Annotated in this window: 13 protein-coding genes and 4 pseudogenes; 10 read left to right on the forward strand and 7 right to left on the reverse strand. The window is 40.0% G+C overall.

Annotation, left to right across the window (positions count from 1 at the left end):
- Positions 1-40: 40 nt before the first annotated feature.
- A complete protein-coding gene (locus ACED45_RS17735) occupies positions 41-358 on the reverse strand; it encodes a hypothetical protein (RefSeq protein ID WP_017082565.1) in 318 nt (105 codons plus the stop codon).
- A 513-nt stretch (positions 359-871) separates the two neighbouring features.
- On the opposite strand from ACED45_RS17735, the pseudogene ACED45_RS17740 reads away from it, so the two are divergent.
- Positions 872-1,044: pseudogene (locus ACED45_RS17740) on the forward strand (transposase); the annotation flags it as partial.
- An 801-nt stretch (positions 1,045-1,845) separates the two neighbouring features.
- Here the strand turns inward: ACED45_RS17740 and ACED45_RS17745 are convergent.
- Entirely contained in the window at positions 1,846-2,061 is a 216-nt protein-coding gene (locus tag ACED45_RS17745) for a hypothetical protein (protein ID WP_017082566.1), read from the reverse strand.
- A gap of 330 nt (positions 2,062-2,391) precedes the next feature.
- Here ACED45_RS17745 and ACED45_RS17750 point away from each other — a divergent pair.
- Positions 2,392-2,943: pseudogene (locus ACED45_RS17750) on the forward strand (HipA family kinase).
- A gap of 140 nt (positions 2,944-3,083) precedes the next feature.
- A complete protein-coding gene (locus tag ACED45_RS17755) occupies positions 3,084-3,932 on the forward strand; it encodes a DUF3037 domain-containing protein (protein WP_017082568.1) in 849 nt (282 codons plus the stop codon).
- Between the two features lie 57 nt (positions 3,933-3,989).
- Here the strand turns inward: ACED45_RS17755 and ACED45_RS17760 are convergent.
- The 3 genes and pseudogenes from ACED45_RS17760 to ACED45_RS17770 all read right to left on the reverse strand — a co-directional run.
- Positions 3,990-4,355 (reverse strand): annotated as a pseudogene (locus tag ACED45_RS17760) (regulator).
- A 696-nt stretch (positions 4,356-5,051) separates the two neighbouring features.
- Entirely contained in the window at positions 5,052-6,089 is a 1,038-nt protein-coding gene (locus ACED45_RS17765; protein ID WP_102257639.1) for an IS110 family transposase, read from the reverse strand.
- A gap of 300 nt (positions 6,090-6,389) precedes the next feature.
- Positions 6,390-6,642 (reverse strand): annotated as a pseudogene (locus tag ACED45_RS17770) (IS21 family transposase); the annotation flags it as partial.
- 812 nt (positions 6,643-7,454) lie between these two features.
- Between ACED45_RS17770 and ACED45_RS17775 the strand changes: the two are divergent.
- The 4 genes from ACED45_RS17775 to ACED45_RS17790 all read left to right on the forward strand — a co-directional run bounded on the left by ACED45_RS17775 (position 7,455) and on the right by ACED45_RS17790 (position 11,337).
- Entirely contained in the window at positions 7,455-9,110 is a 1,656-nt protein-coding gene (locus tag ACED45_RS17775) for an SgrR family transcriptional regulator (RefSeq protein WP_017082569.1), read from the forward strand.
- A gap of 67 nt (positions 9,111-9,177) precedes the next feature.
- Positions 9,178-9,804: a LysE family translocator gene (locus ACED45_RS17780; protein ID WP_017082570.1), complete on the forward strand. Its 627-nt coding sequence runs from the start codon at positions 9,178-9,180 to the stop codon at positions 9,802-9,804.
- Positions 9,805-9,892: 88 nt separating this feature from the next.
- The gene (locus ACED45_RS17785) at positions 9,893-10,558 is read left to right on the forward strand and encodes a glutathione S-transferase N-terminal domain-containing protein (protein ID WP_371714626.1); all 666 of its coding nucleotides are present in this window, start codon (positions 9,893-9,895) and stop codon (positions 10,556-10,558) included.
- 167 nt (positions 10,559-10,725) lie between these two features.
- Positions 10,726-11,337 (forward strand): hypothetical protein, encoded by a 612-nt coding sequence (locus ACED45_RS17790; RefSeq protein WP_017082572.1) that lies wholly within the window; start codon positions 10,726-10,728, stop codon positions 11,335-11,337.
- Between the two features lie 59 nt (positions 11,338-11,396).
- Here ACED45_RS17790 and ACED45_RS17795 read toward each other — a convergent pair whose 3' ends face one another.
- Complete coding sequence (locus tag ACED45_RS17795) at positions 11,397-11,768, reverse strand: hypothetical protein (RefSeq protein ID WP_017082573.1); 372 nt, start codon at positions 11,766-11,768, stop codon at positions 11,397-11,399.
- 132 nt (positions 11,769-11,900) lie between these two features.
- Here ACED45_RS17795 and ACED45_RS17800 point away from each other — a divergent pair, with 132 nt between their 5' ends.
- Positions 11,901-12,413 carry a tetratricopeptide repeat protein gene (locus ACED45_RS17800; RefSeq protein WP_371714628.1) on the forward strand — a complete coding sequence of 171 codons (513 nt, stop codon included), beginning with the start codon at positions 11,901-11,903 and terminating at the stop codon, positions 12,411-12,413.
- Between the two features lie 101 nt (positions 12,414-12,514).
- Here ACED45_RS17800 and ACED45_RS17805 read toward each other — a convergent pair whose 3' ends face one another.
- Positions 12,515-13,222 (reverse strand): KilA-N domain-containing protein, encoded by a 708-nt coding sequence (locus ACED45_RS17805; protein WP_102258051.1) that lies wholly within the window; start codon positions 13,220-13,222, stop codon positions 12,515-12,517.
- Between the two features lie 503 nt (positions 13,223-13,725).
- On the opposite strand from ACED45_RS17805, the gene ACED45_RS17810 reads away from it, so the two are divergent.
- Both ACED45_RS17810 and ACED45_RS17815 read left to right on the forward strand, forming a co-directional pair.
- Entirely contained in the window at positions 13,726-15,021 is a 1,296-nt protein-coding gene (locus ACED45_RS17810; protein WP_371714629.1) for a hypothetical protein, read from the forward strand.
- 178 nt (positions 15,022-15,199) lie between these two features.
- Positions 15,200-15,781, forward strand: coding sequence for a hypothetical protein (locus tag ACED45_RS17815; RefSeq protein ID WP_371714630.1), 582 nt, complete (start codon positions 15,200-15,202; stop codon positions 15,779-15,781).
- Positions 15,782-15,821 lie beyond the last annotated feature (40 nt).

Below are 15,821 nucleotides of genomic sequence, written 5' to 3' on the forward strand. Positions count from 1 at the left end.
CACTCTTATCTTAAAGACGATCACAATTTAATAACCTTTATTATCGCTGCTTGATATAAGCACCCATAAGTTCAAATACTTTGTCTATAGCATTAACAGCTTGAACCATTACCTTGAGCTTATCTTTCGTGCTCTTTAAAGACTCTGTTGACTCTTTCGCTTGATTAATAAGTCCCTTGATACTTTCTTGCCCTACGGAATGGAGACCAGAGTTCGTCTCTCTGATAGAAATATTGTATGCGTAGATTTTCTCGCATTTAATTAGAAACACATCATCTCCTGACTCCTGCATAACTAAGTCAAGGTAGCTTTGAAGTTCGTTGTACATGCTTTGTGATTCTGTGAGGCTCTCGCTCATTCGTTAGTCCTTTAAGGTATCGCAATCTCAGCATCACGAGCAATGATGCAGACTGATAAAAATCATCAACAACTTGCATTAGTGCCTCCAAATATCGGATGAATAACATTGAACACTGAGCTACAAACAGAGACGCTACATAAGTTCAGTCATTCAGTTTTTGAGAAAGAATTTACGACTTCACATGCCTTTGCATCATTAATATCAATTAGTTACAATATACACCCAGCCAAGGACTACTCCATCATATGAATAGGACATTCTTGCATATCACAAGTGACATAAATTATCCTTCCCTAAAACGACATACAAAATAATAGGCTCTAGAGCGAACCTTGCTTAAACAACACATGCACACCATGAATTTTCCTGTTATTAGTGGCTTTGTTGCGTAATTCAGTGGAACTAAATCCAGAACCTACGATCTGAGCAGCTACATTCACCACCTCTCGTAACGTTATGCCTAAACCTCGTTACAAAACAACCAATTGGAAGCAATAAAACCAATCACTCATTAACCGTGGATCTCTAACCTTTTGGATTTATGAAGAAGCGGTAAGTGAGTGGGCACAAAGCAAACAGAGTAAACAGAGTAAACACAGGAGGCCACGTCGATTCAGTGATCTAGCTATCACCACAGCGTTCATGGTAAACGAGTGTTTTCTATGCCACTAAGAGCGCAGCAATGATTTATCGACTCGATATTTAGGCTATCCCATGTTTCGTTAAGTTGTCCGCATTACACCTGATCCGCACCGAACCAATGCCCTTAACTTTAATAAGTATTTACACAACAAATGCATTGCGTGTAAATTATTCACTTACACCTAACCCAAACGCCTTTGCTTGCTGCGTCTGGATAGGTCAAGTTCGGGGGAACTTGACCTCCCTGTTATCAATACGGGCTATGCGCTCGGTATTTTTCTAATACCAGCCTTACACTTTCCCATAGCTCTTCGATATATCGATACTCTAGATAAAAGCCACTATCAATAAACTCAGCACCACTTGAAGAAAACCACGGTTGAGTTTCACCTTTCCCACCTACTCCTAATTCAAATTTGGCGCAATACTTTCCGCCAGTTGGGCGAATTTGGAACTTAATGTGATATGTCCAATGGGTTTCTGAATAACAGCGTTAGTAATGGGCTGGCAACCAACCAGAATCGTAGAAGTTCGGTAAACAACTTGCAGGGAGTTGGTATTGTGATAGTGGAAGTGTTGGCATTGCACTTTGAAGTTGGCTAGCCATGTGGTTGAAAGCGCTAATGTAGGCTTCTTTGATGTGTGCAGCTTTAGTGCCTCCTAAAGAAGATAGGGGCTGTTTTGCTTGTCATAAGTATGATCCTTTAACAAAGAAATCCTTACATTTAAGCCATATGTTTAATGCGGCCCAAGATTACGGTCCGTGTTTCTTTGAGGCTTAATTTAGAACCTAAAAGTTGAAACTTCCTAACAAATAGTGATCATTATCTACAATTCCCGCGCTAGGCTGGATCTTGAAAATACGGCTTATCGGCTACAACAAAGGATTTAAAATCAGCGTGTGTAACGCGTGTTTTGTCCAATTTGTTCTTTGCTGTCCATTGAGTGTTATCTCTTAGGTACTTTCTGTTGTATTCAGATTTCGATTTACCAACTAGCCCTAAATGATAATTCATTTCATGATCTTCGCTAAAATTCACGTAATCCCAATCGTTCATCGGAAAAACCTCTTTTAAGTTATGCAACATTCATATATCGGCACCAAGAAAGGTTTTCAAGGGGAACGAAAGAAAGATATGTCGTCCACACGACCATTGTTGGGTAGAATTTGAACTCATTCACATCCTATTTATGTACGTTTGCCCTACTAAAAAGTTATCCATCCTCATCATATTCTTCACGGTGACACCCATGGTGTATCACGGGGGTAAATTCGACCAAACTATCAACTCTTGATCACTCTCTTAGCATAACCAATTAATTCAGGAAATTACTTATGGTAATATCCAATCAGACACTAATCAGCTCGCTGTATATGGTAATACTTCGTGATAGAAATCTTAAAAATTACAAGAATGATGGCGCAAGGGAGAACGAACCCGTATCTCTGTGAAGGTGATGATGGAAAACAGTATGTCGTAAAAGGCAGTAGTGCTACTTGTCGAGGCCTTGTAAAAGAATGGATAGTAGCTCATCTAGCGAAAAGCTTTGGCTTACCTATTCCGGATTTTAAAATCGCTTGGGTTGATGATTTACTAGTTGAATACAGCTCTTTTGACTTAGAGGCTGGTTATTGTTTTGCTTCATCATATAAACCTAACATTCAAGAAATAACCTATAATCAAATACAGAAGGTTCCAAAGCAGTTACTTCGTGATCTGTTTGTTTTTGATTCAGAATAATGATAGAAACCTCACTGATAAAGGCGGTAATCCTAACTTTTTCTTGGAGCAAAGACCAAAGAAACGTGTGTTGTTGATCATAACCTAGCTTTTGCAGATGACTTTAAAATTGATGAACATAAAGAACAACATGTAAGTTCAGGCTCTTGGAATGGCTTAGAGCTAGTCGATAAAGAAGTTTATACAGAAAAATTTTAAAATGCCCTGCAAGATATTGACAATATCATCAGTGAGATACCAGAAGAGTGGTTAGAAATGTATCCAATCGATACTATTCGATCAGAAATTACGTTAGTATTGAAGAAATTCTTAGCTGAACCGTTTTGGGAGGACATATCATGAAAGTAGCTTTACAATTCGCGATTGTTCGCTTTATGCCATTCGCAGAAACATCAGAGTTTGCCAACGTTGGTATACTTGCGTTTGCTCCAAAGACTGGATTTGTAAGCTATAAACTAGCCCCTGCCAGATTTAAAAGAGTATCTGATTTCTTCGATGATCTTGAAGGGCAACTTTACAAGCAAGCTATAGCAAATTTTGAAGATGAATTAAATTACATCCAAAACTTCGCAAAGAATATAAGCGGTAAAGAGCTTGTTGAGTTAATGCACGAAGTTACTCGAACTAGAGAAGGTTTGATGACGTTTGGTGAAACTGGTGCAATGATCACTGATGATTGTCACCTTGCACTTGAACAACTCTTTGGCCGCCATATCGGAAGAGACTTTAAAGATACAAAGGAATACCGAGAGCAACAGATGGTTAAAGCCCTTAGACAAGAGCTGAAAACTTTAACCATTCGGTATAAAGAGCAAAGCCTTGATACTGGTTTCAGTCAATTTAAGATTCCACTAGTAGCTAAAGAAGCAAATATAACTAAAGCGATCAAGCCGTTAGCATTTGACCAAGCGACTCCTTTAGCACTCGTTGACCACGGGGATCGTTGGATATCTCGTGTTAAACACTTACTACAAGCAAACGCTTTGAACGAAGATAACTTCTTATTTACGATAGAAAGACCTCAGAATAAAAAAGAAGAGTTTGTAGCCGCTTTTGATACTGTGCAAAAAGGAATGAAAGAACTAGGTGTAAAAGTTATTCCATATCAGAACAGTAATGAAATATTAAAATTTGCGGAGTTTGATTTAGATTGCTTAGTTAATGATTTCAAATTAGTAACGAATTGATACAAATAATAAAGGCTACTTAACAGTAGCTTTTTTACCTGCGAGTGAATGCTTTTATCATTTCATTCTGGCAATTGCTCTGGCTAGTTTAAGTAGTTTTATTGATGTTTTTAGCTCTAACTCAGATTGAATACTTAATAGTGCAATCCCTGCCAATATTTGTTGTGGCCTCACTACTTGGCCTGTCGGCAGCTCCATACTGTCGCGTATCATTTTGAACTATCCCCACTCTTCATAAATACTTAGTTTCCGACCTTTTGCCATTCTCATAAGCCTTTTGCATTCAGGTGGTATAGGCTTTCCCTCATCCCAACCCGTAACAGTCCTCACAGTTTTGAAGCACAGTTCAGCAACCTCTTCCTTAGTCATTTGGCACTCTAACTCTCGAAAAATGTAATTCTTACTCATTTCGCAATACTTCAATGATAAACCTCTAAATACAAGAGGTTACACTGATCTTATAAGATATGCACCATTAAACATAATCAGACAAAGTGAGCACTGTACAAAGGCGTATTAATTGGTAATATTTGTCTTATAATAAGTTATTAACGAATCGTTAATGTTAGGATTTTTGAAACTCATTTATGTCAGTGCGACCTGAAGTCGTATGAAGCGTTGTTCACCACGAAGAGTGAACCATCTGTACTACCAGATGCCCCTAGGAGCCTGAATAAAGAAGCGGCTCTGACAATGTAACGAAGCTTGGTCGTTAGACTGAGCGGGAACGGAATCGTGAAAGGACGTTCCTCCTGACAACCACAAGTCGGGTGAGTGCTAGGGGTCAATATGATGAAGCAGCGGAAGTGGTTAATACGCTGTAGCCAAAAGGCAACGAGAGTCGGAAAGAGATTGGACATTACTCTTTCGTGGTCATTGTACTCTCCGCACCATTGTGGGCATCTTATGTGGACTCCCCATTGTCAACAGTAATCGTCAGTAAATCAGAAATAAATGCGCACTTATGTACGAGCTCAACAAGAGTAGCTAACTCAGGCTCTACGATATTTACGCGAGTTAGTAGCAAATCTAAGCTACGAGTTCAAGACTCTCAGATGCCCGCTGCTTTGACTAACTGATTTTCATCCAATTTATGCATTTTACTGTTAAGACAATTTACTAAGATACTAACGGTTCAGCTTTATATTCCGTACCTTGAGTTAAAATAGCAAATGCTGTTCTGACATTTTTATTTGCCAACGCTACCGCAGCACACTTCTTACCTCTACGTTCAATTAAATTTTTTAGCCACTCTTCTTTTTTTGTTTTCGGTGGGCGATTGGCAACCTTGCTTACGATCGACATCGCACCAGTAATCAATTGGCTTCGAAACAGAGTATTTTTAAAACCTCTTCCTATCGAACCGATTTTAGCTCTCCCCCCACTTGAATGTTGTATTGGTGTGAGCCCTATGCAGGCTGCGGCTGCTTTCCCTTTACTAAAAGCTCCAATGTCAGCACACCCGAGCGCGATATATAAGTTAACAGCATTAAGGATACCGATGCCCTCAATTTTAAGTAACTTCTTACATTCAGGATGATAATTCAAAGATTCTTCAAGGCAGTTGTCGTAAATATCAATCGCTTCAACCAGCGATAAATATTGATCCCAGGCAGTAGATATTGCCTGACGAAACGAAGGTGAAAAACCATTATCTGCGTCTTCTAGGGTTTCATCAATTGTTGCTCTTAACCCCCCATTTCTGTTGGAGACTTGAATATTTAATTCAGATAACAAAGCAATCAATTGGTTTTTAGAAGCGGTTTTTTGTCTTATGCTTAGTTCTCGTAAGCGGACAATCGATTGTAGTTGCTGCTGTTCGGCTGTTTTACCTTGAATAAAGTTCACATCAGGTAACAGTGATGCTTGTACTATCGCCAAAGCATCATTTTTGTCAGTTTTCTGATTTTGTCTGACCACAGCAACTAATCTCGATGAGATTAAACGAGCATCATGCCCATGAGAAGAAGCGAGTTGCTTCCAATAATTCGAAGTACCACAAGCTTCAAACACGATTGTGGCAGGCCTTGAATTTACTAACCAACAAGTAAACGCCTTCGGTGTCATCTCTGTATTTGAGTGCACTTTTCTGTTTGTATAAATACAAACTTGGATCACTTTTTTAGCTAAATCAACGCCAACAATCGTCTTGTTCATTTGAATCTCCAAATTATTTTGAACCCTACTATTGTAGGACTTGGGTTGGGGAGTCCAATTATCTAAGTTGACATTTTACGCGGCATACGGAACAGGGTAAGAAGTTCGGGGGATGACTCGTATATAAGGTTGAAGATGGAGCTCTAGCTGTCTTGGTACTTGCTATTAGGAAGCGTAAAAAAAAGAAGCCTATTTAATCGATAGAAAGCAACTAACCTCTCTCCTGATAGGCGTTTTTTGATATAAAATACAAATACGTAACTCTCTTAATTTTATTTTTCCAGTGGTGCTCAAACCCCGTTTAAAGTTGTATTTCTTGGCTATGGCGAGCAGCGCGGTGTTCACCTTCACCGTATGCATCACGCTCTATCATGATGGCTTTCGCATTATAGAACAACACTTCTTTTGGGACGCCCCCGAAGTATTCAAACGCTTCTTCAAGGCCTTCTATCCTGTTTTCTTGACGATCTCGCTCACTAAAGTGAACGAAGGCCGCTCGGCTATAATCAAGCATAGCAACGAAGGCTTTTACACGTACGCCGCCACGTTTTATCAAGATCTCAACAGTCTCTTTTGTCTGTTAAAACGGATAGACACAGCAATTCAAGTTGACGACCAAACCAGCAACGCGATCCATAAGAATGTGTGGCCTCAGAGCCACGAAAACTTGCGTTATAATAACACTAATATTAGAGGCTACATTGGATCTAAACTTCAAGAATATCACCAGTTCATCGCTGAATTGGCATCGATGGAGGGCGACAATATGGCAGCAAGACTTCCCCCGCTCTACAAACCGGACCGTTCCGGATCCAAACGCGCCCAGAGCGTATGAAAGAAATACTCGAAGCGTTAAAAAAATCAGAAGAAACGGACTGAGAAACAACAAGAAAGCGCCTAACACCTGCGTTAGAAACTTGTCTTAAACGCTTTCTCTGCTTAACTTGCCTTTATATGCTTGTTGAATTATTTTGTTTGGTAGCAGTTAGCAAAAATGGAACTGTACTTCATTAATTAAAAGGTGAACTGTTTATAGTAAAGAGAGCGTTATTATTTCAGGTTTGTTCGCAGATAATGAACACATGAGTCATTATCTGCGAGTAAAACAATGAATCCATTAGACTACACATTCTATACTTTAAACGCGAAACACTACTTACTGGAACCAGAACAAAAGATAGCGGTGAGACAAAACCAAAGCCGTCCGAGCTTTTCTGGGATAGTTTTCTTAGTGGGATTCCTAGTCGGTCAGGTTATCCACCTTTATTAATCACCTCCCGTGGAATTATAAGAAGACAACTTTAAGTTAAGTTGCCATATTCAGAGGTATTCGTTGTATCTAATGAACATAATTTTGAGGTTGACATGGTAGCTTCTCAGTTGTTATCTACGAGTCATCTGCAGCGTTTAAAGCAACTCGAGAAACATTTTTCTCGCAATGAAGCTTATGATGTTGATATTGTCTCACTTGCTGAAATTCTGGCCTGTTCAGAAAGGTACGTGAGTAAGCTAATGGCTTCTTTTGAAAGCTTTGGGCTTATCCATTGGGCTTCGGGTCAGGGCCGTGGTCATCGCTCAAAATTGACGCTATTAAAAAGTTTTGAGACCTCACTGCTGACTCAGTTAGAGCGCATGGCTCGCTCTGGCAGAATAGATCAGGCATTTCGACTAGCTACTCAATTTGGCGAAGTTCGTCTATTTCAAGCTCACTTACCTCTCTGGTTAGGGGACGCACAGCAGGAATTAAAAAAACAGAATACTTTGATGTATTTAGTCCCTTATATGCTGCCTGAATGGCACCCTCATTTGGCACAGTCCGCTCGTTCTATTTTATTGGTCGAAAGCGTCTTCGATACCTTAGTTCGATATAACCCTATTCAGAATGACATCGTGCCTCATATCGCTCACCAGTTTCATTACAGTGACAAGCAAATCCGTCTCCGCATCCGTAATGACATAATGATGCACAATAGAGAAGCGCTGACACCGGAACTTGTAAAAAAAAATATAGAAATGCGCCTTAGTACGCCACATCCATATCAAATTCTATTTCGTCATGTAGAGGGTATTGACATAGATAAGCAGTGGGTCATTTTCTCTATGCGTCAATCTGACCCAGTTTTCCTGCATTTGTTAGCTGACTCACACAGTGCAATTTTTGATTATCAGGCTTCAAAACCAATTGGGTGTGGGGTATATCGAGTCGAAAGTTTGGAAAAACAATATTGGAGTTTAGTTCGCAATAACCACTATTTTGGTTTTGGTGGCCATATTGAACGAGTAGAATTTTGGTGTAGTGATGCCCAACCTCAAGCGCCTATGCACGTGGCAGAACTGCTCTATTGCGAATCCCAACCTACTCAGCCACAAAAAATCGATCGCAGCGGATGTACTGTTTTACAGTTTCATCATCATGTCGGTGCATTATCCGCTCAAGAAAGAGCCTGGATTGTTCATCATAGTCGACGTTTTACGCTTGGTAGCCAAAAAAGAGCGGCGAATAGCGTGATGGATTGCCATCAAGATAAGGGATTTCACTTGTTCAAGCACGACATGAAACTGCCGACTCGTCCGGTGGTAATTGAAGTGATAGACAGTCATATGAGCGAGTTACAGCCTTTGCTCGATGAGTTATCTCAAAAAGGGGTTGTTTGGCAGGTATGTATTCAAGGACAGTCTCAAGACATTGCTATTGATATCTCCTATGACTGTTACGTTTTTGGTGACGACCTGACATTTCAATATTACGAATGGCTCCTTTGCAGTAATGTGTTTAGTCTCTGCTTGCCTGAACGTGGAAAACAAAGCCTATTGACATTTATTGATATGTTTATGCAGGAAAGTAACAACAGTCAAGAGTTTTTGCACAAACTGTATCGAGCGGAGGATTGGCTTATCCAGAACTATTATTATTGCCCTCTATGGCGCAATCATTTCACCGTGACTCGAGCGGACAACTTGTATGGCACAGAAACGAACAATATGGGCGTAATGTCTCTGGTCAATATGTGGTTGGAGTAATCGCTGGTATGGTAGTGTATCTGTAGCGATATGATTTGCAGTGTTTAACGGATAATTAAGGATAAAAATGGACTTTCACCTTTGGCTCGGCTTTGTCGCGGCATCGCTCATTCTTACCGCGACACCAGGGCCTAGCATATTTTTAGGTATTGCACATGCTCTCAGATATGGGCACAAACGCGTGCTATATACCGCCCTTGGGGACATCTCAGCTAACTTTATTCAAATGGTGTTAGTCGCCTTGGGTTTAGGTGTCATCCTTGCCAATTCGGTAGTGGCATTTACTGTCATCAAAGTCTTTGGTGTGATCACCTTGGTTTACATGGGGCTAAAAATACTCCTCGCTAAACCAGCACAAGTTGAGCACTTAAACCTCAACAACTCAGATTTACAGGCCTCAAACAAAAAGTTGTTTTACTCTGGCTTTTTAGTCGCGGCTGGCAATCCCAAAGCCATCCTATTCTTCTCGGCTTTTTTCCCGCAATTCATCAACCCCGACTTACCCGTATTCCCTCAACTCTTAGTGATGTGCCCAACCATGGCGTTGCTTGATTTCAGTTTAGTGATGTTTTATGCGTTTTCGGCCAGACGGATTGTTGATGCGAGCCGACTATCTCTTACCGCTGTGACCAGAGGAAGTGGTGCTTTACTGCTGGGAGCCGCAGGTATTCTAGCAGTTAAAGAACCCACTTAATCTCGACTGAGAACCGCGACCAAGATTGAACATACTGTGCCCAGCACAACCAATACACCTATTTAGCAACTCTCGGAGTAAGACACCTATGATCACTTTTTACGAACTGTGTGGGGACGATGGCTTAAAATTCAGTCCTTATTGTTGGCGAACGAAAATGTGCTTGATACACAAAAATATAGCGTTTGATACCACTGAGCTTTCTTTTGTCGACATTCAGGCTCAGTTTAAGGCGCAGTTTTCTACACTCCCCGCCATCAAAGATGGTGAAACGGTGCTCTCTGATTCGTTTAACATCGCTGATTATCTTGAGGCCCACTACCCTGAATCACCTTCATTATTTGGCGGTGAAAAAGGGCGTTTAATGGCACTTTTTTTCCATGAGTGGACAGCATCATTACATTCGGACATCGCCAAAATTGCCATCTTCGACATTTACTGCAAGCTTAAAGATCGCGATAAAGATTACTTTCGTTCCTCTAGAGAGAAACACTTTCAGGACAGCTTAGAAAATGTACAAAGCAACAACCAAGAGTTAGCAAAGGCCGACTTACTCAAAAAAATGAGAGTACTGGTATCTTATTTAGCTAAGACACGATACTTATCGGGCGATGCGCCCATGTATTCAGACTATATCGTCTATGGGACGTTGAAGTGGCTGCTGTCTACGAGTAACGCTTTCACAGGGGAAATGCTGACTAGCCATGTTTTGAATTGGTATGACAGCCTAGATAGGATTGGCACTGGAATTTAAACATGCTTTAAGACAACGATGGAAATGTGAACGCAACGCATAGTTTGCGTTTAAATTTATCGGATGTTACATATTGATTTGTTACAGTTTATTTCCGTATGTTGCTGTCAATATGCAATGTACAGAATAAATTTTCATTTCAAAAAAGTGCCACAGGATATCGTATTATGATAACTAAAGTTGTTCCTCTGATGTTGTTAGTTTCGTGTTCAAGCTTTGCATCAAGTGAGATTGTTGATAATTTTTCTCATATAGGATTTGGTTATAAAGGAGCTAGTTTTAAGTCGGGAGCGTTAAAACCTTACCTTAACGATAAGTATGACAATACAGAGAATAAGACGATGGGAGGGTTATACTTAGATGTCAGTGCTCAAGTTTTTGACTACGTATTCGTTGAAGGAAGAGCAGACTTTCTCACTCGATTTAGTTCGGAGGTAGATAGTTGGCAAGCTGGCGGAGGACTCATTGGGCGTTTGGGAGGGGCAATGGCAAGCTCTTTATCCTGTGGAGCAGTAAACTATCGTGCTGATAGTGATTACAGTTCACCATATTCCGAGCGTGGAACATACTGTCAAGCGATGGTTAGAAAACAAATAGCTAATCATTGGTTGATGGGAGTTTCCTATCAGCATGATTTCTTAGATCTAGCAAGAGATGAGTTTAAGTGGAATAACGTCTTTCAATTCGGCTCAGTGTTTGGCTTAGTTGCAAATTTAGAATATGCAGAGCGTGATGAGGCGGAAGTGAGCTATGAGCTTGGGTTGCAGTTCTCATTTTAACTTGCGAGGGTATATATTTTTAGAAGCTTCATTTTATTATTAATATATTATTTTGTTTTTCATAAGAGGCTAGACTTAGCCACCACTTGAAAGTCATCTCTGTATAAAATGGTGCCGACGTCTGAATAATGTAATGTCGCCACCTTTGTATCATATTCTTCTAATATATATTTTAGCTCATACATGAGTGATATATGTTTGACGCTTGAGTCTAAAAACCAAGAGATAGCATTGTCTGGCCATGACTTTGAGTGGAACGGTGGACATGGTAGTGATTCATTAAGTTGAGTGAAGATTTCTTTAATATGCACCTGATGGTACTCGTAAAGGATCAATCCGTCGACAAGCATCATTTGTGCTTGGGTAATGATACCATGAGTATGCTGGAGTCGCTTTTCCTCCTCCATACTGGCAATAAATCTTATAAACATTGGATTCCTTTATTACTATTTATTCATCTAGTTTAAGATTTTATCATTGATAATTTATCGTTGGACGATTTGAGAGTTAGCACAGAGTGTAAATAAATTTCATTCTATTAGTCAATTATAGAGGAGATGCACATGGAAACCATTATCCACGAAGCCATAAATCTTAGAGAGGCCGGAAATTATCATGCGTCTCGGCTTTTGCTGCGTACGCTATTGGATGACCGTCAATATGCAGCCAAAGCAAATTTATACATGGCTTGGTCTTATGATAATGAAGGCAAAGAGAAGCAAGCGCTTATACATTATCATCTTGCATTGGAAGGGGATCTTTCCATAACTGAACGTTTTGATGCTCTGTTTGGGTTGGCGAGTACTTATCGCAGTTTGGGTAAATACACTGAAGCGTTAGAGTATTTTGAGCGAACCATGGCTGAATACCCTGATTCACTGGAAGTACAGCCGTTCTATGCCATGTGTTTGTACAACTTAGAACGACACAAAGAAGCAACGGCGTTACTAATTAAGTTATTGTTATCAACCACTGAGAGTAAGAAAATCAAAAGTTACCAGCGAGCCATTCTGCTTTATGCAAAAGACCTTGATAGAACTTGGAAAAAACGAATGCAATGCATTACAAATCAATAGGTTAATTAAAATAAAATGTATATAAAAACAGTGGTAATTGACGTTTTATCTCCATAAATAACGCTGTTTTACAATGAATGCCGCCATTTTTGCCGCCACTTTTACATAACCCTGTTCATCAACGAATTATGATTTCGGCTTAACGCCATTACATCATCTACCAACTTCTCGAGTTGCTTTTGCTGCATTTGCATTCGGCCTTGGAAGCTTTGGTATTCACTTTCATCCACTAATGCTAGCCCGTGTTCTCTCGCTTGCTGCTTGAGTAACTGCAGTTCTGGGATTTGACTACGCAATTCATTTTCTAAGTCTTGTTTAAGTACTCTTTTTGCCAATGCGTGTTCAAAACCATGCTCTTGTGACCAAGTATTGGTATTGAATACGGCATTGTAGTGCACATGAACATTTTGGCTTGTTACGTTTTTCGCCTTCGCCAATTCAAAGATTAAGTCGTTTAAGGATAGGTCTTGCGGAACAGTTGGAGTAGGAAGTGCTAGAGCTGTGGGCATACTGTCGAACGCACGAATGGCATTTAGGTGGAACTTTGGGCTAATCCACATTGCGTATGAGTAGACCAATTCTTTGCATACCCAAGTCCCCGCATCACTACCGTCACGTTTGGTATTTATAGCAAAGCAGGAATTACTGCTTTGCTCAATTTCATTAACCAGTTCTTGAGTTTGCTGATTCTTGATAAAAATACTTGGACGATGTCGATTGTGTCCACCACTCGCTTTATGCAGATCGTTTAGCGAATACAAATTATCGAGTGTGCGAATGTCTTTAGAAAAGATTGTTAAATTTGGCATGGTTGCCTCCTTGGGGATGATCTTTAAATCACCACACAAAGGGACTAATCTTCGGGTGGTGAGCTGAACAAGGTTAGTCCTACCGCTCCCAAGGTTACGGCCAGCCGAAGCTGCCTCGCCCAGCCCACCATAATGCTGATAGTACGTTTTATAAGTAAAGCGACTATGTTCAGGTGTGCTGAAGCTGCACATAAAAAACCAGCAAAAGCTAGCGTCTATGCGCCTTGGGTGTATATTGCGGGGGACTAATCCCGACACTGGATTTTGCCAGTGCCGTTACAGATTAACGATGTGGAAGATCGGTGTCAAACGTTTAATAACGTTGCATATTGTATAGAGCGCGGTTCTTACAATCAGCTTGCCTCACCCATGAACGTAGACAGAATCGAGACAAAAACAACTCCAGAGCACACACGCAGTTCCAGAGTCACACTAAATTATTAACTAATTTAGATTCGTTTTATTTGTAACTATTGTAATTTTAGCCACCCATACAAATGCGAATGATAATAATTATCATGAATTGTTTAAAGAAAATAATAGTTTCCTCATTTTTCCTCTCACCAATACATTGTTATTCTACAGAAATTATAGGGGAAGCTTTTCAATCGAATGACTCTTACGAAAATAAGATTAGAGATAACAAATCGTTAGAGTTAGAAGCCCCTGACTGTACTGGCAACTCCTCTTGGATTGATTACCCTTCCTTACCTCAAGAGCCTACAGAAACGAGTAAATCCGATATTAATTGCAGTTTTATGCAGTTTGCATGGCAATCTTTTGCTTATTATACCAGTGACAAGACACCGGGTTTATTCTTGAATATGATGCCGAAAGACAGAATATTTAAAGAGATACCCGATAGTTGGGACAATAAAGGTGATCAAGGATTAGTACAAAGTGAGATCCTTCAAGCCGGCTCTAATTTCCCATTGAACGATCAAGAAGGCAATCCGGTCTTCTATCAACAAAGTGTCAATAAAAAATTCTACAATGACATCGTCAAACACGGATTAAACAATAGCCAATGTGTCGCCGATATTGACAGTGGGAAAACACCGTTTGAAATATCCCCAGGCTCCACTGAAGTAAAAACCTCATGGAAATTAATATCTAATAACGACAACCCTGAAAAATTTTTCACTATTCATAGAGATGTTGAGATCGACGGGGCAGTAAGGAGTAATGTTCTAATGGGCTTGGTCGGGATTCATGTAGTGCGAAAAACAAGGAATCATCCTGAATTCATTTGGACCACATTTGAACACAAGGAAAACGCTCCTGATTGTGCTGATGTTCCTAACCTATCAAATTTTGAAAAATCAGGTAAATGGACATTTTTCAACCCAATGTCCTTTCAGAAAGTGAATACTTACTTCCCTGGTAAACCTACTCAAGTCTGTAGAGAAACACCCTATGGGGTTGGTGTTTTAACGAAAACTGAAGTAGCTAAAGATATAAAAGCGCTTAACGAGGCAATGTCAGATTATTACCAATCACGTAAATCTGTTTGGTCTAACTACTTCCTTGTGGGCACATCTTGGACAGTCTCAAACGAGAGTGATTTAAATAAAGGAGAGGTGCCTCCCTCTTGGAAAAATGAAATAGGGGGTTCGAAGTTATTATCAAACAGTACAATAGAGACCTATGTCCAAAACCCTCAATGGTTTGCTTTAGTGCATCCTAAAGAAGATAGGGGCTGTTTTGCTTGTCATAAATATGACCCTTTAACAAAGAAAGCCTTACATTTAAGCCATATGTTTAATGCGGCCCAAGATTACGGTCAGTGTTTTCTTTAAGGCTTGATTTAGAACCTAAAAATTGAAACTTCCTAACAAAGAGTGATCGGCTTTCCACTTTTATGATTTTACCCTTTCAGATTAAAAGGTTTTATAGAAATTAACGTTAATTAAACCGCATAATAACATTTCACAGCTCAACACAATTCGTTGGATTTATAATTATAAAGAGTTAAGTATGCGCTCCAGACACCCTTGGTTAGACCGCTTATTCAGTCCCCACCCTCAATGGGTCTATAAGACTGGTGTTATGTTATTGGCCCTGTTGTTTAGCTTATTGGCTTCATTAGCAACCAGTCTTTATCAAGTTCATAATGAAATTAAGCATGACGTCGACTACCTCGATCAAATCGTTTCTGTTGCGATTAAATATGGGCTTGAAAAACCCACTCTTTCTGAAGCCAGCGTCGCTAGCGGTGAATGCTCCACTGACACAATAGAGCAGTTAGAGAAGCTTTATGTGTCGCATCTACTTATGTCGATACCCATCGTTAATCTTGATAAGCAGAAACCTTATACCTATTGCTCTCCTTTCGGCGTTGAGCAATTTGAACAACGTAATTTTAAGAACTTACTCAGTACACAATTAAAAGGGGAAATGTGGCGTTTAGCGATTTATTCTCTCTCCACAACCCCAAAACATCCCCCCTATTTATACGGTTCGAATGGACAATATGGCTTCCTCTTTCCATTACGCACGGAATACCTTTTTCTTGAAAATGATTTAGACCATCAACGCTCTATTGTAAGCGCGTCATAAACCCCGCATTCTAATCACCTAGCACGAATAATAAGATCAA

The organism is Vibrio crassostreae (assembly GCF_041439375.1).
Taxonomy (GTDB): domain Bacteria; phylum Pseudomonadota; class Gammaproteobacteria; order Enterobacterales; family Vibrionaceae; genus Vibrio; species Vibrio crassostreae_D.